Annotated in this window: 26 protein-coding genes, 1 pseudogene and 1 riboswitch; of the genes and pseudogenes, 19 read left to right on the top strand and 8 right to left on the bottom strand. The window is 47.0% G+C overall.

Going from position 1 to position 25,440, the window contains the following annotated elements; genetic code table 11:
* The first annotated feature begins 66 nt into the window (after nt 1-66).
* The 6 genes from apbC to FFT88_RS11530 all read left to right on the top strand — a co-directional run bounded on the left by apbC (nt 67) and on the right by FFT88_RS11530 (nt 6,853).
* Nucleotides 67-1,176: an iron-sulfur cluster carrier protein ApbC gene (gene apbC / locus FFT88_RS11555; protein WP_130207002.1), complete on the top strand. Its 1,110-nt coding sequence runs from the start codon at nt 67-69 to the stop codon at nt 1,174-1,176.
* A 259-nt stretch (nt 1,177-1,435) separates the two neighbouring features.
* Nucleotides 1,436-1,717: a DUF2574 family protein gene (locus FFT88_RS11550; RefSeq protein ID WP_130217184.1), complete on the top strand. Its 282-nt coding sequence runs from the start codon at nt 1,436-1,438 to the stop codon at nt 1,715-1,717.
* A 290-nt stretch (nt 1,718-2,007) separates the two neighbouring features.
* Entirely contained in the window at nt 2,008-2,550 is a 543-nt protein-coding gene (locus tag FFT88_RS11545; protein WP_135404912.1) for a fimbrial protein, read from the top strand.
* An 87-nt stretch (nt 2,551-2,637) separates the two neighbouring features.
* Entirely contained in the window at nt 2,638-3,312 is a 675-nt protein-coding gene (locus tag FFT88_RS11540) for a fimbria/pilus periplasmic chaperone (protein ID WP_135404915.1), read from the top strand.
* A 15-nt stretch (nt 3,313-3,327) separates the two neighbouring features.
* Nucleotides 3,328-5,808 carry a fimbrial biogenesis outer membrane usher protein gene (locus FFT88_RS11535; protein WP_135404917.1) on the top strand — a complete coding sequence of 827 codons (2,481 nt, stop codon included), beginning with the start codon at nt 3,328-3,330 and terminating at the stop codon, nt 5,806-5,808.
* A gap of 10 nt (nt 5,809-5,818) precedes the next feature.
* Nucleotides 5,819-6,853, top strand: coding sequence for a fimbrial protein (locus tag FFT88_RS11530; RefSeq protein WP_135405200.1), 1,035 nt, complete (start codon nt 5,819-5,821; stop codon nt 6,851-6,853).
* Nucleotides 6,854-6,934: 81 nt separating this feature from the next.
* Here FFT88_RS11530 and rcnB read toward each other — a convergent pair whose 3' ends face one another.
* Together rcnB and rcnA are read right to left on the bottom strand one after the other, a co-directional pair.
* Nucleotides 6,935-7,273 (bottom strand): Ni(II)/Co(II) efflux transporter accessory subunit RcnB, encoded by a 339-nt coding sequence (gene rcnB / locus FFT88_RS11525; RefSeq protein WP_000153060.1) that lies wholly within the window; start codon nt 7,271-7,273, stop codon nt 6,935-6,937.
* Nucleotides 7,274-7,490: 217 nt separating this feature from the next.
* On the bottom strand, nt 7,491-8,315 hold the full coding sequence (rcnA, locus tag FFT88_RS11520) for a nickel/cobalt efflux protein RcnA (RefSeq protein WP_135404919.1): 825 nt from the start codon (nt 8,313-8,315) through the stop codon (nt 7,491-7,493).
* A gap of 120 nt (nt 8,316-8,435) precedes the next feature.
* On the opposite strand from rcnA, the gene rcnR reads away from it, so the two are divergent.
* Nucleotides 8,436-8,708 carry a Ni(II)/Co(II)-binding transcriptional repressor RcnR gene (gene rcnR, locus FFT88_RS11515; protein WP_000019944.1) on the top strand — a complete coding sequence of 91 codons (273 nt, stop codon included), beginning with the start codon at nt 8,436-8,438 and terminating at the stop codon, nt 8,706-8,708.
* Between the two features lie 109 nt (nt 8,709-8,817).
* Here the strand turns inward: rcnR and FFT88_RS11510 are convergent, their stop codons facing one another.
* The 3 genes from FFT88_RS11510 to FFT88_RS11495 all read right to left on the bottom strand — a co-directional run bounded on the left by FFT88_RS11510 (nt 8,818) and on the right by FFT88_RS11495 (nt 10,782).
* Nucleotides 8,818-9,132, bottom strand: coding sequence for a hypothetical protein (locus FFT88_RS11510; protein ID WP_135404922.1), 315 nt, complete (start codon nt 9,130-9,132; stop codon nt 8,818-8,820).
* Nucleotides 9,133-9,141: 9 nt separating this feature from the next.
* Nucleotides 9,142-9,489 (bottom strand): hypothetical protein, encoded by a 348-nt coding sequence (locus tag FFT88_RS11505; RefSeq protein WP_135404924.1) that lies wholly within the window; start codon nt 9,487-9,489, stop codon nt 9,142-9,144.
* Between the two features lie 1,053 nt (nt 9,490-10,542).
* The gene (locus tag FFT88_RS11495) at nt 10,543-10,782 is read right to left on the bottom strand and encodes a hypothetical protein (protein WP_032303346.1); all 240 of its coding nucleotides are present in this window, start codon (nt 10,780-10,782) and stop codon (nt 10,543-10,545) included.
* A gap of 203 nt (nt 10,783-10,985) precedes the next feature.
* Nucleotides 10,986-11,082, top strand: a riboswitch (TPP riboswitch).
* A 34-nt stretch (nt 11,083-11,116) separates the two neighbouring features.
* Between FFT88_RS11495 and thiM the strand changes: the two genes are divergently transcribed.
* The 4 genes from thiM (at nt 11,117) to FFT88_RS11475 (ending at nt 14,384) form a co-directional block, all read left to right on the top strand.
* Nucleotides 11,117-11,905 carry a hydroxyethylthiazole kinase gene (gene thiM, locus FFT88_RS11490; RefSeq protein ID WP_135404927.1) on the top strand — a complete coding sequence of 263 codons (789 nt, stop codon included), beginning with the start codon at nt 11,117-11,119 and terminating at the stop codon, nt 11,903-11,905.
* Entirely contained in the window at nt 11,902-12,702 is an 801-nt protein-coding gene (gene thiD, locus FFT88_RS11485) for a bifunctional hydroxymethylpyrimidine kinase/phosphomethylpyrimidine kinase (protein WP_135404930.1), read from the top strand. Before thiM ends, thiD begins: the two co-directional genes overlap by 4 nt.
* Before the next feature lie 65 nt (nt 12,703-12,767).
* Entirely contained in the window at nt 12,768-13,586 is an 819-nt protein-coding gene (locus tag FFT88_RS11480; RefSeq protein ID WP_135404932.1) for a glycoside hydrolase family 25 protein, read from the top strand.
* A 51-nt stretch (nt 13,587-13,637) separates the two neighbouring features.
* A complete protein-coding gene (locus tag FFT88_RS11475) occupies nt 13,638-14,384 on the top strand; it encodes a GntR family transcriptional regulator (RefSeq protein WP_135404935.1) in 747 nt (248 codons plus the stop codon).
* Here FFT88_RS11475 and FFT88_RS11470 read toward each other — a convergent pair.
* Genes FFT88_RS11470 through FFT88_RS11460 form a run of 3 tightly spaced genes read right to left on the bottom strand, consistent with a single transcriptional unit; the run spans nt 14,358 to nt 17,598 of the window.
* Entirely contained in the window at nt 14,358-15,323 is a 966-nt protein-coding gene (locus FFT88_RS11470) for a carbohydrate kinase family protein (RefSeq protein ID WP_135404938.1), read from the bottom strand. The genes FFT88_RS11475 and FFT88_RS11470 overlap by 27 nt on opposite strands.
* Nucleotides 15,320-16,324 (bottom strand): ADP-ribosylglycohydrolase family protein, encoded by a 1,005-nt coding sequence (locus FFT88_RS11465; RefSeq protein WP_089637400.1) that lies wholly within the window; start codon nt 16,322-16,324, stop codon nt 15,320-15,322. Before FFT88_RS11465 ends, FFT88_RS11470 begins: the two co-directional genes overlap by 4 nt.
* Entirely contained in the window at nt 16,321-17,598 is a 1,278-nt protein-coding gene (locus FFT88_RS11460; RefSeq protein WP_135404940.1) for a nucleoside permease, read from the bottom strand. The genes FFT88_RS11465 and FFT88_RS11460 overlap by 4 nt, the downstream gene beginning before the upstream one ends.
* Nucleotides 17,599-17,854: 256 nt before the next feature.
* Here FFT88_RS11460 and fbaB point away from each other — a divergent pair, with 256 nt between their 5' ends.
* The 8 genes and pseudogenes from fbaB to FFT88_RS11415 all read left to right on the top strand — a co-directional run bounded on the left by fbaB (nt 17,855) and on the right by FFT88_RS11415 (nt 25,383).
* Nucleotides 17,855-18,907, top strand: coding sequence for a class I fructose-bisphosphate aldolase (gene fbaB, locus FFT88_RS11450; protein ID WP_135404945.1), 1,053 nt, complete (start codon nt 17,855-17,857; stop codon nt 18,905-18,907).
* 228 nt (nt 18,908-19,135) lie between these two features.
* On the top strand, nt 19,136-19,990 hold the full coding sequence (gene gatY / locus FFT88_RS11445) for a tagatose-bisphosphate aldolase subunit GatY (RefSeq protein WP_135405203.1): 855 nt from the start codon (nt 19,136-19,138) through the stop codon (nt 19,988-19,990).
* A 28-nt stretch (nt 19,991-20,018) separates the two neighbouring features.
* Nucleotides 20,019-21,280: pseudogene (gatZ, locus tag FFT88_RS11440) on the top strand (tagatose-bisphosphate aldolase subunit GatZ).
* A gap of 9 nt (nt 21,281-21,289) precedes the next feature.
* Entirely contained in the window at nt 21,290-21,742 is a 453-nt protein-coding gene (gene gatA / locus FFT88_RS11435) for a PTS galactitol transporter subunit IIA (RefSeq protein ID WP_130221844.1), read from the top strand.
* A 30-nt stretch (nt 21,743-21,772) separates the two neighbouring features.
* Complete coding sequence (gene gatB / locus FFT88_RS11430) at nt 21,773-22,057, top strand: PTS galactitol transporter subunit IIB (RefSeq protein ID WP_000823272.1); 285 nt, start codon at nt 21,773-21,775, stop codon at nt 22,055-22,057.
* A gap of 3 nt (nt 22,058-22,060) precedes the next feature.
* Nucleotides 22,061-23,416 carry a PTS galactitol transporter subunit IIC gene (locus FFT88_RS11425; protein WP_130219344.1) on the top strand — a complete coding sequence of 452 codons (1,356 nt, stop codon included), beginning with the start codon at nt 22,061-22,063 and terminating at the stop codon, nt 23,414-23,416.
* A 47-nt stretch (nt 23,417-23,463) separates the two neighbouring features.
* Nucleotides 23,464-24,504, top strand: a complete 1,041-nt coding sequence (gatD, locus tag FFT88_RS11420; RefSeq protein WP_135404948.1) for a galactitol-1-phosphate 5-dehydrogenase — start codon at nt 23,464-23,466, stop codon at nt 24,502-24,504.
* 105 nt (nt 24,505-24,609) lie between these two features.
* The gene (locus FFT88_RS11415; protein ID WP_205712905.1) at nt 24,610-25,383 is read left to right on the top strand and encodes a DeoR/GlpR family DNA-binding transcription regulator; all 774 of its coding nucleotides are present in this window, start codon (nt 24,610-24,612) and stop codon (nt 25,381-25,383) included.
* Nucleotides 25,384-25,440 lie beyond the last annotated feature (57 nt).

Genomic DNA, 25,440 nt, shown 5'->3' with positions numbered 1-25,440 from the left:
AGTACTTAGCTGTTAACTTCAGGTAAACTAATAGCGATAAGTTATCTTTATAAATAAGGAGTCGGGATGAACGAACAATCCCAGGCCAAATCACCAGAAGCCCTGCGCGCAATGGTCGCCGGGACACTGGCCAATTTTCAGCACCCAACCCTCAAGCATAACCTCACTACGCTAAAAGCGTTGCACCATGTTGCCTGGATGGACGACACGTTGCATGTGGAACTGGTTATGCCGTTTGTCTGGCATAGTGCGTTTGAAGAGTTAAAAGAGCAATGTAGCGCCGAATTGCTGCGTATCACTGGGGCGAAAGCTATCGACTGGAAATTGTCGCATAACATCGCCACTCTGAAACGCGTGAAGAATCAGCCGGGTATTAATGGCGTGAAGAACATTATTGCAGTCAGTTCCGGTAAGGGCGGCGTGGGTAAATCCTCCACGGCGGTAAACCTGGCGCTGGCACTGGCGGCAGAAGGGGCGAAAGTGGGTATTCTGGATGCCGATATCTACGGCCCATCAATCCCAACCATGCTGGGGGCAGAAAATCAGCGTCCAACTTCGCCGGACGGTACCCATATGGCACCGATTATGTCTCATGGCCTGGCAACCAATTCAATTGGTTATCTGGTCACTGACGACAATGCGATGGTGTGGCGTGGCCCGATGGCGAGCAAGGCGTTAATGCAGATGTTGCAAGAAACCTTGTGGCCGGATCTCGACTATCTGGTGCTCGACATGCCGCCAGGAACTGGTGACATTCAGCTGACGCTGGCGCAGAACATTCCAGTAACCGGTGCAGTAGTGGTAACAACGCCGCAGGATATCGCGCTGATTGATGCCAAAAAAGGCATCGTGATGTTTGAAAAGGTCGAAGTTCCTGTGCTCGGTATTGTCGAGAACATGAGTGTGCATATTTGCAGTAACTGTGGTCACCATGAGCCGATTTTCGGCACTGGCGGCGCAGAGAAACTGGCAGAGAAATACCACACGCAACTGCTGGGGCAGATGCCTTTACACATCTCCTTACGCGAAGATCTCGATAAAGGCACGCCAACGGTTATCAGCCGTCCGGAGAGCGAATTTACCGCTATCTACCGCCAGCTGGCAGACCGTGTTGCAGCCCAACTCTACTGGCAGGGCGAAGTCATCCCTGGCGAGATTGCCTTTCGCGCCGTATAACGCGTATTAACCTTTCTGGTTATTCTTCATTCACCGCATCAATGTTAAATTGATGCGGTGAATTTTTTTGCAGCCTTAATAACCCCTTTTTTAATGCTGCGAATATTCAGTGGATCTTAGTCCGAAACTGTACAAAGGCGATTGATTGTGCAAACACTGTCTCTTTATCATCCCTCGTGGCTGTGTAGCGGATGTACAGCTATAGTTTGTTATGCACTCAATCTACCCGGCATAACCTTTACTACAGGGATAACGTTCAATGAATAAGTATTGGTTGTCAGGAGTTTTTTTTCTTGCTTATGGACTAGCATCACCCGCGTTCTCTTCTGATACTGCAACATTAACCATCAATGGCAGGATTAGTTCCCCTACATGCAGTATGGATGTTGTTAATAATCATCTTCAGCAACGTTGTGGGCGGTTGCTACAACGAGTTGAAACCAACTATCGCGCTTCTTCTACTGCAAAAGGCGTTACGACAGAAGTGGTTGCTGTGGGTAATAATGACAAACGCAAAATCGTGTTAAATCGTTACGATTAATTTGGCAACACCGTTTTAAGCATATTTAGAAAGCCAAAATCATTCTCGTGAATGATTTTGGCTTTTTTATTTATTTAATAAATGTTATTTACGGTAATTTGCGGTAATCAATCAGTTTCAAATATGTTTGTTATATGGAATTATTGTTGTGATTATATTGTATTAGTTAATTTGTTTTAAATCAATAAAACAATATGTTTACATTGAAGCAACCTTTTTGGTGTGAGAAATTTGTTTCCAAGAGATACAGACTCTTAACAAAACAAAATAAACCTATTAAGGAACACATTATGAAACGTTCAATTATTGCTGCCGCTGTCTTGTCCTCTGTATTTATGAGTGCTGGTGTATTTGCTGAAGACGTCGACACCGGAACTTTAACCATTAAAGGAAATATTGCTGAATCTCCATGTACATTTGTTGCTGGTGGTGATTCAGTCAGTATTAATATGCCGACTGTACCAACCACTGTATTTGATGGTAAAGCGAAATATTCAACTTATGATGATGCGGTTGGTGTAACCAGCAGTATGCTGAAAATTAATTGTCCGAAGACTATTGATGGCGTAAAACTTTCATTGATCACCAACGAGAAAATTCTTGGTAATGATAAGGCAATATCCAGTAGTAATGACACAGTTGGATACTATCTCTATTTAGGGGATAGCAGTGACGTACTGGATATTTCCGCACCGTTTAATATTGAAAGTTATAAAACTGCTGACGGACAATATGCCATACCGTTTAAGGCAAAATATCTGAAGTTGACTGACAGTGGTGTTGCATCTGGTACTGTTAACTCTTCATTGGTTATGCGTGTTGCCCAGGATTAAACATTTAAAATAATCACCTTATTTTTTCAGCAACTTAAAATGGCCGCCATATTCATGGCGGTCAGCATAAATATAAGAGGCATTAAGATGAAAGGATTATTATCTTTACTCATCTCTTCTATGATATTTCCTGTGCATGCCGGAATGGTTATTTTCGGGACACGTATCATTTACCCGGCAGAGCAGAAAGAAGTCATGGTACAACTGATGAATCAGGGAAACCGCTCTTCGCTGGTGCAGGTATGGATTGATGATGGTGACACGTCTCTGCCGCCAGAAAAGATTCAGGTTCCTTTCATGTTAACGCCACCAGTAGTGAAAGTAGCGGCCAATTCTGGGCAACAAATAAAAATTAAAATCATGCCTAATAAATTACCTGTTAATAAGGAGAGTATTTTCTATCTAAACGTTCTGGATATTCCACCGAATAGCCCAGAAGATGAAGGAAAGAATGCGTTAAAATTTGCCATGCAAAACAGAATCAAGTTGTTTTACCGACCTGCAGGTGTTGCCCCAGTAAATAAAACGACCTTTAAAAAATTGCGGGTGAGTCGTAGCGGTAATGACGTAGTCATAAAAAATGACTCGCCAAATTGGGTAACGATTTCTGACGTTAAGGCTAATAACGTCAAAGTGAATTATGAAACTATCATGATTGCACCACTAGAAAGTCAGAATGTCAGTGTAAAAAATAATAATACGGATGGCTGGCAACTGACCATTATCGATGATCACGGCAACTATATTAGTGACAAAATTTAATTGCAGGAGCTTCCTATGTTGAGAATGACCCCGCTTGCATCAGCAATAGTTGCGTTATTGCTCGGCATTGAAGCACATGCAACAGAAGAAACCTTTGACACCCATTTTATGATGGGCGGAATGAAAGGTGAGCAAGTAACAAATTTGCGTCTTGATGATAATCAGCCTTTACCCGGCCAGTACGACATTGATATTTATGTCAATAAGCAATGGCGTGGAAAATATGAAATTATCGTCAAAGATAACCCAGATGAAACTTGCCTGACGCGTGAAATTGTCAAGCGGTTAGGTATAAATAGCGATAATTTTGCACGCGACAAACAATGTTTAACATTTGAGCAACTTGTACAGGGTGGAAGTTACGCCTGGGATATTGGAATTTTTCGTTTGGATCTTGCTGTCCCGCAAGCCTGGGTCGAAGAACTGGAAAATGGTTACGTTCCGCCAGAAAACTGGGAACGGGGAGTTAATGCGTTTTATACGTCTTATTACGTAAGTCAGTATTACAGTGACTATAAAGCCTCGGGTAATAGTAAGAGTACCTATGTGCGTTTTAACAGTGGGCTAAATTTGCTGGGATGGCAGCTGCATTCTGATGCCAGTTTTAGCAAAACGGATAATAATCCAGGGGAGTGGAAAAGCAACACACTGTATCTGGAGCGTGGATTTTCTCAAATTCTCGGTACGCTGCGTATTGGTGATATGTACACATCAGCCGATATATTTGATTCCGTTCGCTTCAGCGGAGTTCGGTTATTTCGTGATATGCAGATGTTGCCAAACTCGAAGCAAAATTTTACCCCGCGGGTACAGGGGATTGCCCAGAGTAACGCGTTGGTAACTATTGAACAGAACGGTTTTGTCGTTTATCAGAAAGAGGTTCCACCAGGTCCGTTTTCGATTAGTGATTTGCAGTTAGCGGGCGGAGGTGCGGATCTTGATGTGAGTGTTAAGGAAGCCGATGGTTCAGTTACTACATATCTGGTGCCTTATGCGGCAGTACCTAATATGTTGCAACCTGGCGTATCAAAATATGATTTTGCAGCGGGCCGTAGTCATATTGAAGGTGCGAGCAAGCAAAGTGATTTTGTCCAGGCAGGTTATCAGTATGGTTTTAATAACTTATTGACGCTGTATGGCGGCACGATGGTTGCTAATAATTACTACGCGTTTACCCTGGGAACAGGCTGGAACACGTGCATTGGCGCAATTTCAGTCGATGCAACTAAATCGCACAGTAAGCAAGACAATGGTGATGTATTTGACGGACACAGTTATCAAATTGCTTATAACAAATTTTTGAGCCAAACATCGACACGTTTTGGTCTGGCGGCCTGGCGTTATTCGTCGCGTGATTACCGCACGTTTAACGATTATGTGTGGGCAAATAATAAAGATAATTATCGTCGTGATAAAAACGATGTCTATGACATTGCCGATTATTACCAGAATGATTTTGGTCGCAAAAATAGCTTTTCCGCCAATATGAGTCAGTCAATGCCAGAAGGCTGGGGATCTGTGTCATTAAGTACTTTATGGCGTGATTACTGGGGGCGCAGTGGCAGTAGTAAAGATTATCAACTGAGTTATTCCAATAACTGGCAACGGATAAGCTATACCCTCGCGGCAAGTCAGGCGTATGACGAGAATCATCATGAAGAGAAACGTTTTAATATTTTTATATCAATTCCCTTTGATTGGGGTGATGACGTTACGACGCCTCGTCGGCAAATATATATGTCTAACTCAACGACGTTTGATGATCAGGGTTTTTCCTCAAATAATACCGGATTATCGGGAACCGTTGGTAATCGCGATCAGTTTAACTATGGGATCAACTTGAGCCATCAACACCAGGGAAATGAAACGACAGCTGGAGCGAATTTAACCTGGAACGCGCCGGTGGCAACAGTGAATGGCAGCTATAGTCAGTCGAGTACTTATCGACAGGCTGGAGCCAGTGTTTCAGGGGGCATTGTCGCCTGGTCGGGTGGCGTTAATCTGGCGAACCGTCTTTCCGAAACGTTTGCTGTGATGAAGGCGCCAGGAATTAAAGATGCTTATGTCAATGGGCAAAAATATCGCACAACAAACCGTAATGGAGTGGTGGTATACGACGGAATGACACCTTATCGGGAAAATCACCTGATGCTGGATGTGTCGCAAAGCGATAGCGAAGCAGAATTGCGCGGTAACCGGAAAATTGCCGCACCTTATCGCGGCGCGGTTGTACTGGTTGATTTTGATACCGATCAGCGCAAGCCCTGGTTTATAAAAGCGTCAAGAGCGGATGGGCAACCATTAACGTTTGGTTATGAAGTCAATGATATCCATGGTCATAATATTGGCGTTGTCGGCCAGGGAAGCCAGTTATTTATTCGCACCAATGAAGTACCGCCAGCGGTTAATGTGGCAATTGATAAGCAACAAGGGCTTTCATGCACAATCACCTTCGATAAAGAGATTGATGAAAGTAAAAATTATATCTGTCGGTGAGAGGTGGAATATGATTTTCAGAAATGGAATGTTACTAATTTTTATTTTATGGGCTAATTTTACCTGGGCTGGATGTCGTACCACTGCATCATTAAATATTACTGATAGTATTAATGTGGGGGAGATTTTAGTGAATGAGGTTTCCTTTAGTAAAAGTGTTGTGTTTACTGGGATATCTTGTGATACGAGCACGGATAAAATAGTCTATAAAAATATCCAAAGTGATTGGGTTGAAGTCGGGCCTTTTGGTAATGGCGAAAAGTTAAAGGTTAAAATAGAGTCTTTAGGTAAAACCAGTGACACGATTGGGAAATCCAGCAATGCGCAGGCAGTATTACCCTATGTGGTTAAAATATCTAAAGGCACACCTGATTTTACTGGAGAAAGAAAACCTACCTGGTTTCTTTCAGATACTGTGATTGCAAATATTGGCGGTGAGTCATCTTCATCCATTGACTTTTGGTTGAGCATTTGTAAGACATTGAAGATTAACTGGTGTGTAAGTTATCTCACCAGTAAACTGGCGGGGGATACATTTACGCTTGGATTAAGTATTTCCTATTATCCTAAAAATACGACCTGTAAGCCTGAAAACACAATAATAAAAGTAGATGATATTGCCTTGTCCCAACTCAGAAGTCAGGGAAAGATTACGGCGAACAGTAAGGAAGGAATAATTACGTTGAAATGTGATAATCTTTTTGGCGACACAAAACAAGCATCGCGGAATATGGTCGTATATCTTTCCAGTAGTGACTTAGTTACAGGAAGCAATACAATTTTGCGCGGCAACATAGATAATGGTGTAGGATTTGTGTTGGATCTAAAAGAACCACCCAAAGGGACTGAAGCAGCCATCAAAATTTCTGCTAGCGGCGATCAGGGCGCGGCGACATCATTATGGAAAACAGATAAACCCGGGGCTTCTTTAAATAGTAATATTATTAATATACCTGTCCTGGCCAGTTACTATGTTTATGATAAAAATAAAGTAAAATCTGGCGCACTACAGGCAACCGCATTAATCAACGTGAAATACGACTAATAACAAGTAAGACGAGCAAGTGGCTAATAATAAAAAATAATAAGGTGTCTGCATTTCCCCCTCTCTCCGAGGGGGCTTTTTTTAGCGATGGTAAAAAATCTCACCGTCGTAGGCTTTAATGATTTTTCCGTCGGTATCATTGATCAGCACATATGCACCGCCCATATAGGTCCAGTGGGTTCCGGCGTCAGGTGCGGGCAGGTTACGCAACTGCCACTGCTTAATGTTGTACTCATCGGTACGGTACATTTCTGGTACGGTGTCACCTGGTTTGAAATGCTTGAAGTCAGCAATGAAACTGCTTAACTCATACTTCGAAATTCCCGAGGCATTGGTCGAACCCGCGGTGGCTGGTGCGGCCCATGCTGCGCTGGTTACCAGCAAAAGCGCACCCAGCAACATCTTATTTTTTATGGTCATATACTCTCCACTTTGGGGATCAGTAAAATCAGTCGCATATCTTTCCTGCCATACAATATAACCGACAAGAGATATTTTGTTAGTGATCCCATGATTTCGTAAAAAGTGTAAATGAAAGGATGCAGCAAAAGCATCCTCATTGAGCGAGAAGTGAGCGGAATAAGCTGATTTAAGAATCATCCTGGGCTAAAGGGATAACGAAGCCCAGGTGATTGTTTTATCTCATAATACCCATCAAGCCATGCACTCCCATATACAACCCGACTAAACCAATCAACAGACTGGAAAAATAGGGGGCGCGTTTAGCGAGAGTGTTAAATCCACTCCAGCGTTTTGCAACCTGCTGAACACTGATTGCTGCGCCAACGCCTACGGTGACCAGCGTTAACGCCAGGCCGATGCTGAAACTGACGACCAGAGTTGCACCCAATGTGAGGGCTTTCAACTGAATACAAATCAACAATACTGTTATTGCCGCAGGGCAGGGGATAAGCCCGCCGGTTAAGCCAAACAGCAAAATTTGCCAGTTGGTGACCTCTCTACCATCAAAGCGTCGTTTAATGTCATTGGCATGGGCTCGTGCATGGGCATCCTGATACTCGCCATGTTCGTGATGGTGATGATGTTCATAGTCGTGGTGATCTTCGTGATCGTGGTGATGATGCTCATGATCATGCTCGTGCATATTCTCCAGCCAGTTTTGTTCACCTCGCCAGGTGCGCCAGAACATCCAGAACGCGGTGCCAATAATGATCACTGCGGAAATCAACTGGAGCCACGGCTCCGCTGACTGTGCAGTAAAGCGTTTGCTGATCACCATCCCACCAAAAGCAATCAACCAGACTACTGCCGTATGCGAAATGGTTGCCGCCAGTCCAAGCATCACCGCCTGTTTAATGGTGCCTTTAATGGCGATGATAAACGCCGCCATCATCGTTTTTGAGTGTCCTGGCTCCAGACCATGTAGTGCACCAAGTAAGATGGCGCTGGGGATGAAAAACCAGGCGTTTCCTTGCTGAAGAAGAGTTGTAAATTCGGTCATGATAATAATTCTTAGTATTAAGTCGGCGGCCTGATTCTACTCCCCCCCAGTACATGATACTACCCCCCAGTAGATTAATAGTGCTATGATTTTCCATGATCTTGTTAACCAGGTGTTGCCATGTCTCATACCATCCGTGATAAACAGAAACTGAAAGCGCGTGCCAGTAAGATTCAGGGCCAGGTTGTTGCGCTCAAGAAAATGCTCGATGAGCCGCATGAATGCGCTGCAGTTTTACAGCAGATTGCCGCTATCCGTGGCGCGGTAAACGGTCTGATGCGGGAAGTGATTAAAGGTCATCTGACGGAACACATCGTTCACCAGGGGGATGAGCTAAAACGTGAAGAAGATCTGGATGTCGTTCTGAAGGTGCTGGATTCTTATATCAAATGAAAGTGCCTAATATGGCCATAGTTGAGGCAATAAATAGAGGGACAAGTGACGTTAAGCTGAATTAGGGTAAATGGCGTGAGGACACACGCCATTAGAGGTTATAGTTTGATTAATTTTCGAAAAATTGCTTCACAGCCCAGCCACCATGACCACCAGGAGTTATGAATGAAACAAAACCTTTGTCATCGACGCTCTGGATTTCTACCGTCATTGATTCATCTAACACGCGACATTTATTGGATGTAATGAGACTCAGCATAGCCTGTTGGTCCTTGTCTTGGATGTAACTGATCATCTCGTAAAAGTCGGTTAACTTTTTACAGTTAAATGTACCTTCTTTAAGTGTTGCGCTGTCTCCGTGACTTAGTGCGAATGCATTTGGCATCATTGCCATAAAGATGACGGTAACGAGTAGTTTTTTCATTTTAGCCTCTTATAATTCAGAACATTCACTGATGTTGTAAGTGCCTTTTCTACCATCATCGTTTACGAGATGTAGCACGAAGATGATGGGATTGGCATCAATGAAAGATACAGAGACGTTACCGCTTTCGGTGCTATACATCTTTGCAATCTGTTTTTCACCAATATATGAGAGATCCCAACTCACTCCGTTCAAGCTAAAATGCATCTGTTTGCCGTCAATGTCGATGGAGGATCGTGCCGTAACAGTTTTCCCATTGCTGCCAATTTGACCCTGCTGAAGAGCATCACATTTATAGGAGCTTGCATAAGTAGATAGAGGTAGTAGCAGAAGTGCAGCAAAAATTTTACTCTTCATATTTTCCCTTTGCTTGGATTTGAGTTACCTATTTTGGGGTAGTCATTATAAAACTATTAATTAGTAAAACGAACAAGTTTTCATTTGTTTAGTAATGGTATTGTTTAGGTTTGAAATTATTACGTACTTTCATAGCAATAGGTTGGATAAACAGCAGTTCAGGGAACAAGTTGCACTATCTACATACTTTTCCGCTTTCCATTGTATGTTAGGTAATAGATAGCCTTTGCCCGCAAGACTAAAAATATTAGAAATGACTCATTCGAATACCTTCTACTCACCTTTATATAGGTTTGATTATTGTAATATTTTAATGTGTCTTATGGATTTTTTCCCAACTTTTCATATTGCATAATATAGGGGGCACTGCATTCTCTTGAAATTAATTATTAAAATATTTAAGTTTTACAGCACACAACTATTTTTCGTTGTCTTATGTGTTGAACGTACTTCGAGTATAGGTAGGGTTGTATACATATTACGCGGGTAGAATTAGAATAGAGGAAGCATCATTTATAGAATATTCAAGGCCGTTAGCCTGTGATTAACAAATAAAAATATCAAATGGTATCGAGGCATATTTATCTATGAAAAATCCAGCCATCTATGATGAATTTTTAGATCGATTTTAATTAAAGTACGATTATGATCCAATATTTAGTAAAGAATGGTGGTATAGAGCGTATCCCATGACACCGGAAAACGAATCTATGAAGTCCTTGTTTATCTCTATAAGAGGAAATCAACACCAATAAAATATAGTGATGTAACACATCGAGCAGGTTGCTCTGATGCTGGTCTTCAATTGTGGCTTAAACAGCTATCAAACTTCGTTGTTATTGAGATGAAAGAATTATCTTTCTCAACTTTCAATCTCAAAAGGCTAGAGCAAATAGACCTTAATTATTCCACTCTCTAAACTTATCTCTTTATTTAAAGTAAAAATGAAAATATTATGGTATCAGCTACGTGGTGGTAACTGGTTTTTATGATCATAGGTACATATACAGGGAAACCTAGAAAACGAAAGTAATATATTGATGACTTCGTTTGTTATAACTTTGTGGTATCAAGTCCGGCGGCTTTGAGTCGCTCGGTAAGATTTCTCATTTTGCTGAACTCTGTACCAAAGCTGGCTTTAAGTCCTACACCTTCGCAAAACTCTTTTGCCGTGACGTTTTTCAGATGGTCAGCGTATTTGATCATCTGGAGGTGCATTTCCATTGTTTGGCTATTTCGTGGTGCGCTGCTAATGGCTTGCTTAATGTTCTCGTAGATCTGGGTTTCTGTCATTTTTTATCTCACCTATCAAATTTAGATAAATAATATAAATTAGCTAATTAAGATAGTCTATAGTTTTTACCATCTGAATGATGGGTGTGAATTGCTTCTTTTTCATTACTGATATGGGGTACACAGTGAAGAAGTAATGAATGGAGGTGAGCTTGCATCTGCAAGCCACTTCCCCTAATCTGGCACAAAATATAGAGATTCAACCAAACGACTCGGGGTGCCCTTCTGCGTGAAGGCTGAGAAATACCCGTATCACCTGATCTGGATAATGCCAGCGTAGGGAAGTCACAGACCATCAGGTCATTGCTTCTTCACGTTATGGCAGGAGCAAACTATGCAAGTCGACCTGCTGAGTTCCGCGCAATCTGCGCACGCGTTACACCTCTTTCACCAACACTCTCCCCTTGTGCACTGCATGACCAATGATGTGGTGCAAACCTTTACTGCCAATACCTTACTGGCGCTCGGTGCATCGCCAGCGATGGTTATCGAAGCCGAAGAGGCCAGTCAGTTTGCGGCCATCGCCAGTGCCTTGTTGATTAACGTTGGCACACTGACGCAGCCACGTGCGCAGGCGATGCGGGCTGCCGTTGAGCAGGCAACACGATCACAAACGCCCTGGACGCTTGATCCGGTTGCGGTTGGTGCACTCGATTATCGCCGCCGTTTTTGTCTGGAACTCCTGTCTCTTAAACCAAACGCCATACGCGGTAATGCTTCGGAAATCATGGCATTAGCTGGCATTGCTAATGGTGGACGTGGTGTGGATACCACTGACGACGTAGCTAACGCGTTGCCCGCCGCTCAAACTCTGGCACGGGAAACTGGCGCAGTCGTCGTGGTCACTGGCGAGGTAGATTATGTTACCGATGGACATCGTATCATTGGCATTCACGGTGGCGATCCGTTAATGACCAAAGTGGTAGGAACTGGCTGTGCACTATCGGCGGTTATCGCTGCCTGTTGTGCGCTACCAGGCGATACGCTGGAAAATATCGCATCTGCCTGTCACTGGATGAAACAAGCCGGAGAACGCGCAGTCGCCAGAAGCGAGGGGCCAGGCAGTTTTGTTCCACATTTCCTTGACGCGCTCTGGCAGCTGACGCAGGAGGTGCAGGCATGAAACGGATTAACGCTCTGACGATTGCCGGTACTGATCCGAGTGGTGGTGCGGGGATTCAGGCCGATCTTAAAACCTTCTCGGCGCTAGGTGCGTATGGTTGCTCGGTAATCACTGCACTGGTGGCGCAAAATACCCGTGGCGTGCAGTCGGTGTATCGCATTGAGCCTGATTTTGTCGCCGCCCAGCTCGATTCGGTGTTCAGCGATGTGCGAATCGACACCACTAAAATCGGTATGTTGGCGGAAACCGATATCGTTGAAGCGGTGGCAGAACGGCTGCAACGTTATCAGATCCAAAACGTGGTACTCGACACCGTTATGCTGGCAAAAAGTGGCGATCCGCTGCTTTCACCTTCGGCGGTTGCCACGCTGCGCGGTCGATTATTGCCACAGGTTTCATTAATAACGCCAAACTTGCCCGAAGCTGCCGCCTTGCTCGACGCGCCACACGCGCGTAACGAACAGGAAATGCTGGAACAGGGACGTGAATTATTGGCGATGGGCTGTGGCGCAGTGCTGATGAAAGGCGGTCATCTGGATGATGAGCAAAGCCCGGACTGGCTGTTTACTCGTGAGGGAGAACAACGATTTACTGTACCGCGCATTATGACCAAAAACACCCACGGCACTGGTTGTACGCTCTCTGCGGCGCTGGCTGCACTACGCCCGCGCCATACAAACTGGGCTGACACCGTACAGGAGGCAAAAAGCTGGCTTTCTGCGGCGTTAACGCAGGCAGACACGCTGGAAGTTGGCCACGGGATTGGTCCGGTTCACCACTTTCACGCCTGGTGGTGAGCACCGTAGTATAGCTGCTTTGGCATTTTTCAGCTTTTTCGCGCTGAAATTCAGGGATGAAACCAATGCAGCTAAGAATCGGCAGTCGAAAAAAATTCACCGCTTTGATATGCGCTCTGGGGCTAATTTCCATCGTTGCGATTCATCCCCGTCAGACGGTGAATTTTTTCTATTCGACAGCAATTCAGATTAAAGACTATATCCACTTTTATGGTTATCGCCCGGTCAAATCTTTTGCTATTCGTATCCCTGCCAATTACACCATTCATGGTATTGATGTTTCACGCTGGCAGGAGCGGATCGACTGGCAGCGTGTAGCAAAAATGCGCGACAACGGTATCCGCTTACAGTTTGCTTTTATTAAGGCTACGGAAGGCGAAAAGCTGGTTGACCCGTATTTTTCGCGCAACTGGCAAAGAAGCCGTGAAAATGGCCTGCTGCGTGGGGCGTATCACTATTTTTCTCCGTCGGTATCCGCTTCAGTTCAGGCCAGATTATTTCTGCAAACAGTGGATTTTGCCCACGGCGATTTCCCTGCCGTGCTGGACGTAGAAGAGCGAGGAAAATTATCGGCAAAAGAATTACGCAAGCGGGTAAGTCAGTGGCTAAAAATGGTCGAAAAAAGCACGGGGAAAAAGCCGATTATTTACTCCGGAGCCGTGTTTTATCACACGAATCTGGCGGGGTATTTCAATGAGTATCCGTGGTGGGTGGCGCACTATTATCAACGTCGTCCGGACAATGACGGCATGGCCTGGCGCTTCTGGCAGCATTCCGACCGTGGACAGGTAGATGGCATTAATGGTCCGGTGGATTTTAATGTGTTTAATGGCAAGGCGGAGGAGTTGCAGGCTTTCGTTGATGGCATTAAAGAAACGCCTTAAATAACCAGCAGTGATATACTCCTACCAGACTCCCCGGCAGGAAAAAGACAAATGGAACAAGCGCATACCCAGCTTATCGCTCAACTGAATGAGCGTATTTTAGCGGCGGACAACACGCCGCTTTATATTAAGTTTGCCGAAACGGTAAAAAATGCCGTGCGCAGCGGGGTGCTGGAACATGGCAATATTTTACCCGGCGAGCGTGATTTAAGTCAGTTAACCGGCGTTTCGCGTATTACGGTGCGCAAGGCGATGCAGGCGCTGGAAGAAGAGGGCGTGGTGACACGTTCGCGTGGCTACGGCACGCAGATCAACAACATCTTTGAATACTCGTTGAAAGAAGCGCGAGGATTTTCTCAACAGGTGGTGTTGCGCGGGAAAAAGCCCGATACGCTGTGGGTTAACAAGCGAGTGGTTAAATGCCCTGAAGAGGTGGCGCAGCAACTGGCGGTCGAAGCGAGCAGTGATGTCTTTTTGCTTAAGCGTATTCGCTATGTCGATGAAGACGCGGTATCCATTGAGGAATCGTGGGTTCCGGCGCATTTAATTCATGATGTTGATGCCATCGGAATTTCTCTTTATGACTATTTCCGCAGCCAGCACATTTACCCACAACGTACGCGTTCCCGCGTTAGCGCCCGAATGCCGGATGCTGAGTTTCAGTCACATATTCAGTTAGATAGCAAAATACCGGTGCTGGTGATCAAGCAAGTGGCGCTTGACCAACAGCAACGGCCTATTGAGTACAGCATCAGCCACTGTCGCAGCGATCTATACGTTTTTGTGTGCGAGGAGTAGTTCCTCGCGCGTTGGCGCACAATCACCGCCGCGATGCCCGACAACCCACGATGCCACTGCATTGCCCAGTAATACGGCATCCGCCAGTGGCAGACCAGAGGCCAGCCCGGCAAGTACGCCACCTGCATGACTGTCGCCCGCACCAATGGTGTCTACAACTTGCGTTGGAAATGCGGGAGCGCAGCCTGACGTGTTGTCGCTGAAATACCAGGCACCTTCTTTATCGAGACGAGCGATCAACGACGCGGCAAATTTCTCCTGCCATTGCTTGCCAAGCGTTGTTATCTCTGCGGATAAAGCAAAACGTTCGGCGGCAATCTCAGCCTCTTGACGATTGAGTGACACGACAGGTCGACAGGCCATGATCCGCGCAAGTAATGCATCCGGGATATCGCCAATACGTGGGCCAAAATCGATAAACGGCGTCACGTTTTTCAGCCCTTCCAGCCATTCCACTAACAATTCGCCGCAGGGCGAGGCCAGTTGATAACCGGAAAAATAGAGCAGGCTGCCAGGCGCAACGGTTAATCGCGCCAGCCATTGGCGATTCCACTGATTTTCCACACCACTGAACGACATAAACGTGCGTTCACCATCCGGCTCAACCAGCGCCAGACACCATCCGTTATCGCCTTCGGCGTTATCGATCAGGCTGATTAACCCCTCTTTCGCCATCCGGTTGCGAATAATCTCCGCCCACACGCCCTGACCGAGCGGCAGGGCATTACCCGCTTCGATGCCGAGGCGCTTTAACGCCACGGCAATATTCAGTGCGCAGCCGCCAACGTTAACGCTCTGCTGTTTCAGTTCGATATCGCACCCACGCCAGGGCAGAGCGTAAGCGTCGGCGATCACATCAATGACCGCCGCGCCGACGACCATCACCGGCTGACGCGTGGTTAATTCAGGCAGCAGCGTGTGTAATCGAGCGCCGCTCATACCGCCTCCCGTTGTTGGCGATACTTCGCCAGCGCTGTGGCATAGCGGTTGAAATCAAGCTGATTTACCGCATCCAGTTCCGCCTTTAACGCAGGATCGATAGCATTTACACCATGCAACGCGCCACAAATCGCCGTCGCCATAGCACCGATGGTGTCTGTGTCGCCGCCAAGATTGGCGCACAGGACGGCGCAACGGTTCGGATCGGTTTGTGCCAGCTCAACCAGCGCAATGGCGCACGGCACGGACTCAATGGTGCTGGTGCCTGCGCCAACGACCTGGTAAAGCTGTTCGCTGGCGGATTCGGTGCCGTCTGCATTGCGCACAATTTTCAGGGCAATCTCCAGCCGCGCCGCCAGTGAGGCGCTGAAGGTGGTGATGCGTTTTTGCTGTGCATGTCGCGCAATTGAAGGCAGTGAATCAACAATCGCTGACCAGCTTTCGCCGTCAATGGCACGAGAAATCGCCCATGCAATAACCACCGCCCCCGCAATCGCCAGATCCGATTTATGAGTCGGGCTGGACGCTAGCGCCACATCATCAATAAAGGAATCAACATCACGCGCCGGAAGTAAACACCCCAATGGTGAGACGCGCATCGCCGCACCGTTAGTCACGCCGTTGTTTTCCAGTTCAGCCACGGGTTTACCGTCGCGAATGGCGTTAAGCGCAATCTTCGAGGTTGGGCCTAGCACGTTTTTGTTAAAGGCGTCGAAACGCAGCGCCCAGTCGAGAATATTACGCCCAATCAGATCCGGATCGATCTTGCCTTCACGTTCCAGCAACGCATCCGCCAGACACAGCGCCATCGAGGTATCGTCGGTGAATTCGGCGCGGTTAAAATAACAGGCCGCGTTATTCTCCTTTGGTCCAGGCAGAAAACGGTCAATCCAGCCAAAGTGTGCTTTAACGCGGCTGCGTGGCCAAAGCTCGGAGGGCATCCCCATCGCATCCCCTAACGCCTGCCCATAAAGAGCACCGAGAATACGTTCTGTTTTCATTTTACTTCCCCTTGTGTCAACGCAATATCGCGATCATCGACCTTGATAGCCGTAATTTCGTTGTCGGATTCGCGGAAAAAAATCATGAACAGCACGGCGATAATGGCAATCATCACCGCGCCAAAAGTCCACATCCCGGCCCAGTTGAAGGTCAGCCCGTTTACCGGTTCCTGATAAGCAAACATCTTCTCCATCATCACTCCGCCAAGACGATAACCGAGCAAACTGCCGAAGCCCTGGCAGCAGAGCGTGATCAGCCCCTGCGCGGCGGTACGCATATGCACGGGGGCTTTTTTATCGACATAGATGTAAGCGGTAACGTAGTAAAAATCGTAACTTACGCCGTGCAGCAAAATGCCGAGGAACAGTAACGCGTAGGTAAAATATTCATCCGCACTACCGTAAATAAAGAAGCCATAACGGATCGCAGCGGTGACCAGACCAAGCAATAATACCTTTTTGATACCAAAGCGTTTGGTGAAAAACGGCAATGCCAGCATAAAGAAGATTTCAGAGAACTGGCCGAGCGTCATCCAGCCGGTGGCGTTTTTCATGCCGACTTCAGTCAGATAACCGTTGGCAAAGATGTAATAGAACGCCAGTGGCATCGCAAACAGGAATGAACAGAAGAAAAAGACGAGGAAATTTTTATCGCGCAGCAGAATAAGCGCATCCAGGCCGAGCATGACTTTAATGTCCATTTTGCCGGTGCTTTTTGGCGGCGTGTCTGGCAGGAATAAGGCAAACGCACCGAGCAATGCGGAGCTTCCTGCGGTAATTAACAGCGGAATATTGGTCGGTGAGATATCGGCATAACCCAGCATTTGCGGCAAGAATCCGCAGACCAGGCCAGAGGCAATCCAGCCTATAGTCCCCAGTACGCGAATGCGCGGAAAATCACGCTCCACATCCGGGACGTTAGCAAACGCGATGCTGTTAGTCAGCGCAATGGTCGGCATATAGGTCAGTGAGTAGGCCAGCAGTAACGGGAAGAACCCGGCAAAGGTGGTCTGTTGCGCGGCGAAATACATCAGCACCGCACCGGCGAACATCAATACCGCCAGTACTTTCTGCGCCGAGAAAAAGCGGTCAGTGATGGAGCCAACCAGAATAGGTGACAGGATCGCCGCAATGGCGGTACATGCATAGGACCAGCCAATTTCTCCGGCACTGAAACCGCTTTTACTTAGCCACAGCCACAATGGCACAAACCACGCGCCCCAGATAAACCATTCAACAAACATCATGAACGACAGCTTTGCTGTTGTTTTCATCTTTTAATTCCTTCATGACAGGTAATGTAAGGTACGCGCTGACAATACCATTTTACAATACCTTTTAAATACCTTTGCGGTGAAAGCTTGACCGCTGTAACACTTTTTCTGATGAATCGTGCCAACAGAAAACGCTGAAAAAACATCCAAAAGATGGAAAAACCAGCCCGTAACGACCAGGATTATGATTGCCCGCAAAAGGTGGGCCAGGACAATCCATAGCCGATATCCAATCGGAATTTACGGGAGCATAGTAATGACAGATATTGCGCAGTTGCTTGGCAAAGACGCCGACAACCTTTTACAGCACCGTTGTATGACTATTCCTTCTGACCAGCTTTATCTCCCCGGACATGATTACGTAGACCGCGTGATGATTGACAATAATCGTCCGCCAGCGGTGTTACGTAATATGCAGACGCTCTACAACACCGGGCGTCTGGCTGGCACAGGATATCTTTCTATTCTGCCGGTTGACCAGGGCGTTGAGCACTCTGCCGGAGCTTCATTTGCCGCTAACCCGCTCTACTTTGACCCGAAGAACATTGTAGAACTGGCGATCGAAGCGGGCTGCAACTGTGTGGCGTCAACTTACGGCGTGCTGGCATCGGTATCGCGGCGTTACGCGCACCGCATTCCATTCCTCGTCAAACTTAATCACAACGAGACGCTAAGTTACCCGAACACCTACGATCAAACGCTGTATGCCAGCGTGGAGCAGGCGTTCAACATGGGCGCGGTGGCGGTTGGCGCGACTATCTATTTTGGCTCGGAAGAGTCACGTCGCCAGATTGAAGAAATTTCTGCGGCCTTTGAACGTGCGCACGAGCTGGGCATGGTGACAGTGCTGTGGGCCTATTTGCGTAACTCCGCCTTTAAAAAAGATGGCGTTGATTACCATGTTTCCGCCGACCTGACAGGCCAGGCGAACCATCTGGCGGCGACCATCGGTGCAGATATCGTCAAACAAAAAATGGCGGAAAATAACGGCGGCTATAAAGCGATTAATTACGGTTACACCGACGATCGCGTGTACGGCAAGCTGACCAGCGAAAATCCGATTGATCTGGTGCGTTATCAGTTAGCTAACTGCTATATGGGGCGCGCAGGGCTGATTAACTCCGGCGGTGCAGCAGGCGGTGAAACTGACCTTAGTGATGCGGTGCGTACTGCGGTCATCAACAAACGCGCTGGCGGAATGGGGCTGATTCTCGGACGTAAAGCGTTCAAGAAATCGATGGCTGACGGCGTGAAACTGATTAACGCCGTGCAGGACGTTTATCTCGATAGCAAAATTACTATCGCCTGATACGCTTCATACGAACAGCACTGCCCCGTAGATCGGATAAGGCGTTTACGCCGCATCCGGCATAAAATAACGCGCACTTTGTTACGGCTTCCCCCCCGGGAGGCCGTTTTTTTGCCTTCATTCCTGTATTGGTTTTCATATTGTCGTTTTTGTGATCGTTATCTCGACATTTAAAAACAAATAATTTCATTATGTTTTGAAATCGAAAATAAACGATAGGATATGAAAATGTACGTGGTATCGACAAAGCAGATGCTAAACAACGCGCAGCGCGGCGGTTACGCGGTTCCTGCATTCAATATTCACAATCTCGAAACGATGCAAGTAGTGGTGGAAACCGCTGCCAACCTGCAGGCACCGGTCATTATCGCTGGAACGCCCGGTACATTTACTCATGCTGGTACAGAAAATCTGTTGGCGCTGGTCAGCGCGATGTCGAAGCAATATCACCATCCATTGGCGATTCACCTCGACCATCACACTAATTTTGAAGATATAGCTCAGAAAGTCCGCTCCGGCGTGCGCTCAGTAATGATTGACGCCTCGCATCTGCCTTATGCGCAAAATATTTCACGGGTTAAAGAAGTGGTGGATTTTTGCCATCGCTTTGATGTCAGCGTCGAAGCGGAGCTGGGGCAACTTGGCGGCCAGGAAGATGATGTGCAAGTCAATGAAGCCGATGCGTTGTACACCAACCCCGTTCAGGCGCGTGAATTTGCCGAGGCAACCGGAATTGATTCCCTGGCGGTCGCCATCGGCACGGCTCATGGGATGTATGCCAGCGCACCGGCGCTTGATTTTTCTCGACTGGAGAACATTCGCCAGTGGGTGAACTTACCGCTGGTGCTGCATGGCGCGTCAGGATTATCGACTAAGGATATTCAGCAAACCATCAAACTGGGGATATGCAAAATCAACGTTGCAACGGAGCTGAAAAATGCCTTCTCGCAGGCTTTAAAAAATTACCTGACCGAGCACCCCGAAGCGACCGATCCCCGGGATTATTTGCAGTCGGCTAAATCTGCAATGCGCGATGTGGTGAGCAAAGTGATTGCCGATTGTGGCTGCGAGGGCAGGGCATAACGCACCTGCCATTTAACAAGGAAAAAACATGAAAACGTTAATTGCCCGGCATAAAGCTGGTGAACATATCGGCATATGTTCAGTCTGTTCTGCACATCCGTTGGTTATCGAGCGGCGCTGGCATTTGATCGCAACAGCACGCGCAAAGTGCTGATTGAAGCAACGTCAAACCAGGTCAATCAATTTGGCGGTTATACCGGAATGACACCGGCGGACTTTCGCGAATTTGTTTTTGCGATTGCCGATAAAGTCGGATTTGCACGTGAGCGTATTATTCTCGGCGGCGACCATCTGGGGCCGAACTGCTGGCTGCAGGAAAAGTCAGATGTGGCGATGGAAAAATCCATTGAGCTGGTAAAAGCATATGTTCGTGCGGGATTCAGTAAAATTCACCTTGATGCGTCAATGTCCTGCGCGGGGGATCCCATACCGTTAGCGCCAGAAACGGTTGCGGAACGAGCTGCTGTGCTTTGCTTTGCTGCGGAAAGTGTGGCGACAGATTGCCAGCGTGAGCAACTGAGCTATGTCATTGGCACCGAAGTTCCGGTTCCGGGCGGTGAGGCCAGCGCCATTCAGTCAGTACACATCACCCAGGTTGAAGATGCCGCCAATACTTTACGTACGCATCAAAAGGCCTTTATTGCCCGTGGTCTGGCAGAGGCGTTAACACGCGTGATTGCCATTGTGGTGCAGCCAGGCGTGGAATTTGATCACAGCAATATTATCCATTATCAGCCGCAAGAAGCGCAGGCGCTGGCCGAATGGATAATCAACACCAAAATGGTTTATGAAGCACATTCTACCGATTATCAGACCCGGACGGCTTATCGAGAATTAGTGCGCGATCACTTTGCCATATTGAAAGTCGGCCCGGCATTAACCTTTGCTTTACGCGAGGCGATATTTTCACTGGCGCAAATTGAAAAGGAACTTATTGCCCCCGAAAATCGCAGCGGTTGCCTGGCGGTAATTGAAGAAGTGATGTTCGACGAACCGCAGTACTGGAAGAAATATTATCGTACGGGTTTTAACGATTCATTATTGGATATTCGTTATAGTCTTTCGGATCGTATTCGTTATTACTGGCCGCATAACCGGATTAAAAATAGCGTCGAAACGATGATGGCGAATCTGGAAGGCGTGGACATCCCACTGGGCATGATTAGTCAGTATCTTCCCAAACAATTTGAACGCATTCAGTCCGGGGAATTATCAGCAATACCGCATCAGCTGATTATGGATAAAATTTATGATGTTTTGCGTGCCTATTGGTACGGCTGTGCGGAATAAGGACGGCATATGACAAAGCTCTTTGTTCGTAGCGGGATTTCTTTTGCCGATCGCAGTGAGGCACTGACCCATATCGGCAATGAAATGGTCGCGCAAGGTGTAGTTCATGACTCCTGGCCGCAGGCATTAATTGCCAGAGAGGCGGAATTTCCCACCGGGATAATGCTTGAGCAGCACGCCATTGCAATACCACATTGTGAGGCGATTCATGCTAAGTCGTCAGCCATTTATCTGTTAAGGCCAACAAATAAAGTTCATTTTCAGCAAGCGGATGATGATAACGACGTGGCAGTATCGTTGGTTATTGCGTTAATTGTGGAAAATCCGCAGCAGCAATTGAAACTTTTACGCTGTTTATTTGGCAAGCTACAACAGCCCGATATTGTCGAGACACTAATTACTCTTCCTGAAACCCAGTTAAAGGAATACTTCACAAAGTATGTTTTAGATTCAGACGAATAAATCCCTCTGTAACAATAAAAAGGACTATTTATGAAACGCAAGATTATTGTCGCTTGCGGAGGCGCGGTTGCGACCTCTACGATGGCGGCGGAAGAAATTAAAGAGTTGTGTCAGAATCATAATATTCCTGTTGAATTAATCCAGTGTCGGGTTAATGAAATAGAAACCTATATGGATGGTGTGCATTTGATATGTACTACTGCCAAAGTGGATCGTAGTTTTGGCGATATTCCGTTAGTTCACGGCATGCCTTTTATTTCTGGTGTCGGTATCGAAGCATTACAAAATAAAATTCTGACTATCTTACAGGGGTGACCTATGTTTTCAGAAGTCATGCGTTATATTCTCGACCTCGGCCCTACGGTGATGCTGCCGATTGTCATCATTATTTTTTCTAAAATATTAGGCATGAAGGCAGGCGATTGCTTTAAAGCGGGTCTGCATATCGGGATTGGCTTTGTGGGCATCGGCCTGGTGATTGGCTTAATGCTGGATTCCATTGGCCCAGCGGCGAAAGCGATGGCGGAAAATTTTGACTTAAATTTGCATGTGGTCGATGTCGGCTGGCCGGGCTCTTCACCAATGACCTGGGCGTCGCAAATCGCGCTGGTGGCGATTCCGATTGCGATTCTGGTTAACGTGGCAATGCTACTGACCCGTATGACGCGGGTGGTGAATGTTGATATCTGGAATATCTGGCATATGACCTTCACCGGCGCGTTGCTGCATCTGGCCACCGGTTCATGGATGATTGGGATGGCGGGTGTGGTAATTCACGCGGCGTTTGTTTATAAGCTCGGCGACTGGTTTGCCCGCGATACCCGTGATTTCTTTGAGCTGGAAGGCATTGCTATTCCACACGGTACGTCGGCGTATCTGGGACCCATCGCGGTACTGGTGGATGCCATTATCGAGAAAATCCCTGGCGTTAACCGAATTAAATTTAGCGCCGACGATATTCAGCGCAAATTTGGTCCTTTTGGCGAACCTGTCACCGTGGGTTTTGTGATGGGGCTGATTATCGGCATCCTCGCGGGTTACGATGTCAAAGGTGTATTGCAACTGGCGGTAAAAACGGCGGCAGTCATGCTGCTGATGCCACGGGTGATTAAACCCATCATGGATGGCTTAACACCTATTGCGAAGCAGGCTCGCAGCCGTTTGCAGGCGAAGTTCGGCGGTCAGGAGTTCCTGATTGGCCTTGATCCGGCATTGCTGCTGGGGCATACGGCGGTAGTATCGGCAAGCCTGATTTTTATCCCGCTCACCATTTTAATTGCTGTTTGTGTTCCGGGTAATCAGGTGCTGCCGTTTGGCGATCTTGCAACTATTGGCTTCTTTGTGGCGATGGCAGTCGCCGTGCATCGTGGAAACCTGTTCCGCACCTTAATCTCGGGCGTCATCATCATGAGCATCACCCTGTGGATTGCGACGCAAACTATTGGTCTGCACACTCAACTGGCTGCCAATGCGGGCGCATTAAAAGCCGGAGGTATGGTGGCTTCGATGGATCAGGGCGGTTCTCCCATTACCTGGTTATTGATTCAGGTTTTCTCCCCGCAAAATATTCCCGGTTTCATTATTATCGGCGCCATTTATCTCACCGGTATTTTCATGACCTGGCGTAGAGCGCGCGGCTTTACCAAACAAGAGAAAGCCGCTATCGCAGAATAATTTTTACCTGAGGGGGAGGTTATCCCCCTTAACAATCAGGAGTTTTTATGAAATCAGTGGTGAATGATACTGATGGTGTCGTGCTCGTTGTAGAAAAAGTTATTCCTGAAATTAATCATCAGGATGAGGTGCGGGTAAAAATTGCCAGCTCGGGGGTATGTGGTTCCGATTTACCCAGAATTTTTAAAAATGGTGCACATTATTATCCAATAACGTTAGGCCATGAATTTAGTGGCTATATTGATGCGGTGGGGGCCGATGTTAATGATTTACAACCTGGCGATGCAGTTGCCTGTGCGCCGTTATTACCCTGTTTTAATTGCCCGGAGTGTTTGAAAGGGTTTTATTCCCAGTGTGCGAAATATGATTTTATTGGTTCGCGACGTGATGGTGGATTTGCCGAATATATTGTCGTTAAGCGAAAAAATGTTTTTGCACTACCCGCGGATATGCCTATTGAGGATGGGGCTTTTATTGAACCGATTACCGTTGGCCTGCATGCTTTCCATTTAGCGCAAGGTTGTGAGAATAAAAACGTTATTATTATTGGTGCCGGAACCATTGGCCTGCTGGCCATTCAGTGCGCTGTCGCGCTGGGAGCAAAGAGTGTGACGGCTATCGACATTAGCTCAGAAAAACTGGCACTGGCAAAATCTTTCGGTGCGATGCAAACATTTAACAGTAGCGAAATGAGCGCGCCGCAAATGCAGAGCGTTTTACGCGAACTGCGCTTTAATCAGCTTATCCTCGAGACGGCTGGCGTACCGCAAACTGTCGAACTGGCGGTAGAGATTGCCGGTCCTCATGCCCAACTGGCACTGGTGGGCACGTTGCATCAGGATCTGCATTTAACATCGGCAACGTTTGGCAAAATATTGCGTAAAGAGCTGACGGTTATCGGCAGTTGGATGAACTACTCCAGCCCGTGGCCTGGGCAGGAGTGGGAAACGGCGAGCCGGTTGCTGACAGAACGTAAGTTAAGCCTGGAGCCATTAATCGCTCACCGTGGAAGCTTTGAAAGCTTCGCCCAGGCGGTGCGTGACATTGCTCGCAATACCATGCCGGGTAAAGTGTTGCTCATTCCCTGAAACCGCGGGCCAGCGTGATGCTGGCCCGGTATTGTGCAAAACAGATCATTCACCAATGGTCCCCCTTCGTTTACACTAGTCACAATTGAATATGGGTAAATGACGATGAATTCATTCGAGCGAAGGAATAAGATCATCCAATTAGTGAATGAACAGGGAACCGTGCTTGTTCAGGATCTGGCGGGAATATTTGCTGCATCGGAAGCGACAATTCGAGCCGATTTGCGCTTTCTCGAACAAAAAGGCGTGGTCACGCGCTTTCATGGCGGTGCGGCGAAAATAATGTCCGGTAATAGTGAAACCGAGGCGCAGGAAGTCGGGTTTAAAGAGCGATTCCAGTTAGCCAGCGCACCGAAAAACAGAATTGCGCAAGCGGCAGTAAAAATGATCCACGAAGGCATGACGGTTATCCTCGATAGCGGAAGTACGACAATGCTTATCGCTGAAGGGTTAATGACTGCTAAAAATATCACGGTGATCACCAATAGCCTTCCTGCTGCATTTGCCCTTTCTGAAAATAAAGACATCACTTTGGTGGTTTGTGGTGGTACGGTGCGCCATAAAACGCGATCTATGCATGGTTCTATTGCTGAACGTTCCCTGCAGGATATTAATGCCGATTTAATGTTTGTGGGTGCTGATGGGATTGATGCGGTTAATGGTATTACGACCTTTAATGAAGGTTATTCCGTTAGCGGTGCTATGGTGACAGCGGCGAATAAAGTTATCGCAGTTCTCGACTCAACAAAATTTAACCGTCGTGGATTTAATCAGGTACTGCCAATCGAAAAAATCGATATTATTATTACCGATGATGCCGTGTCAGAGGTCGATAAACTGGCATTGCAGAAGACACGGGTGAAATTAATTACGGTGTAGTATTGTTCTGTAGGCCGGATAAGGTGTTTACACCGCATCCGGCATAACTGATTTTCC

It is taken from the genome of Escherichia sp. E4930 (assembly GCF_005845405.1).
Lineage (GTDB): Bacteria > Pseudomonadota > Gammaproteobacteria > Enterobacterales > Enterobacteriaceae > Escherichia.
Note: the sequence above shows the minus strand (reverse complement) of the source record. Positions and strands in the feature narration are given on the sequence as shown.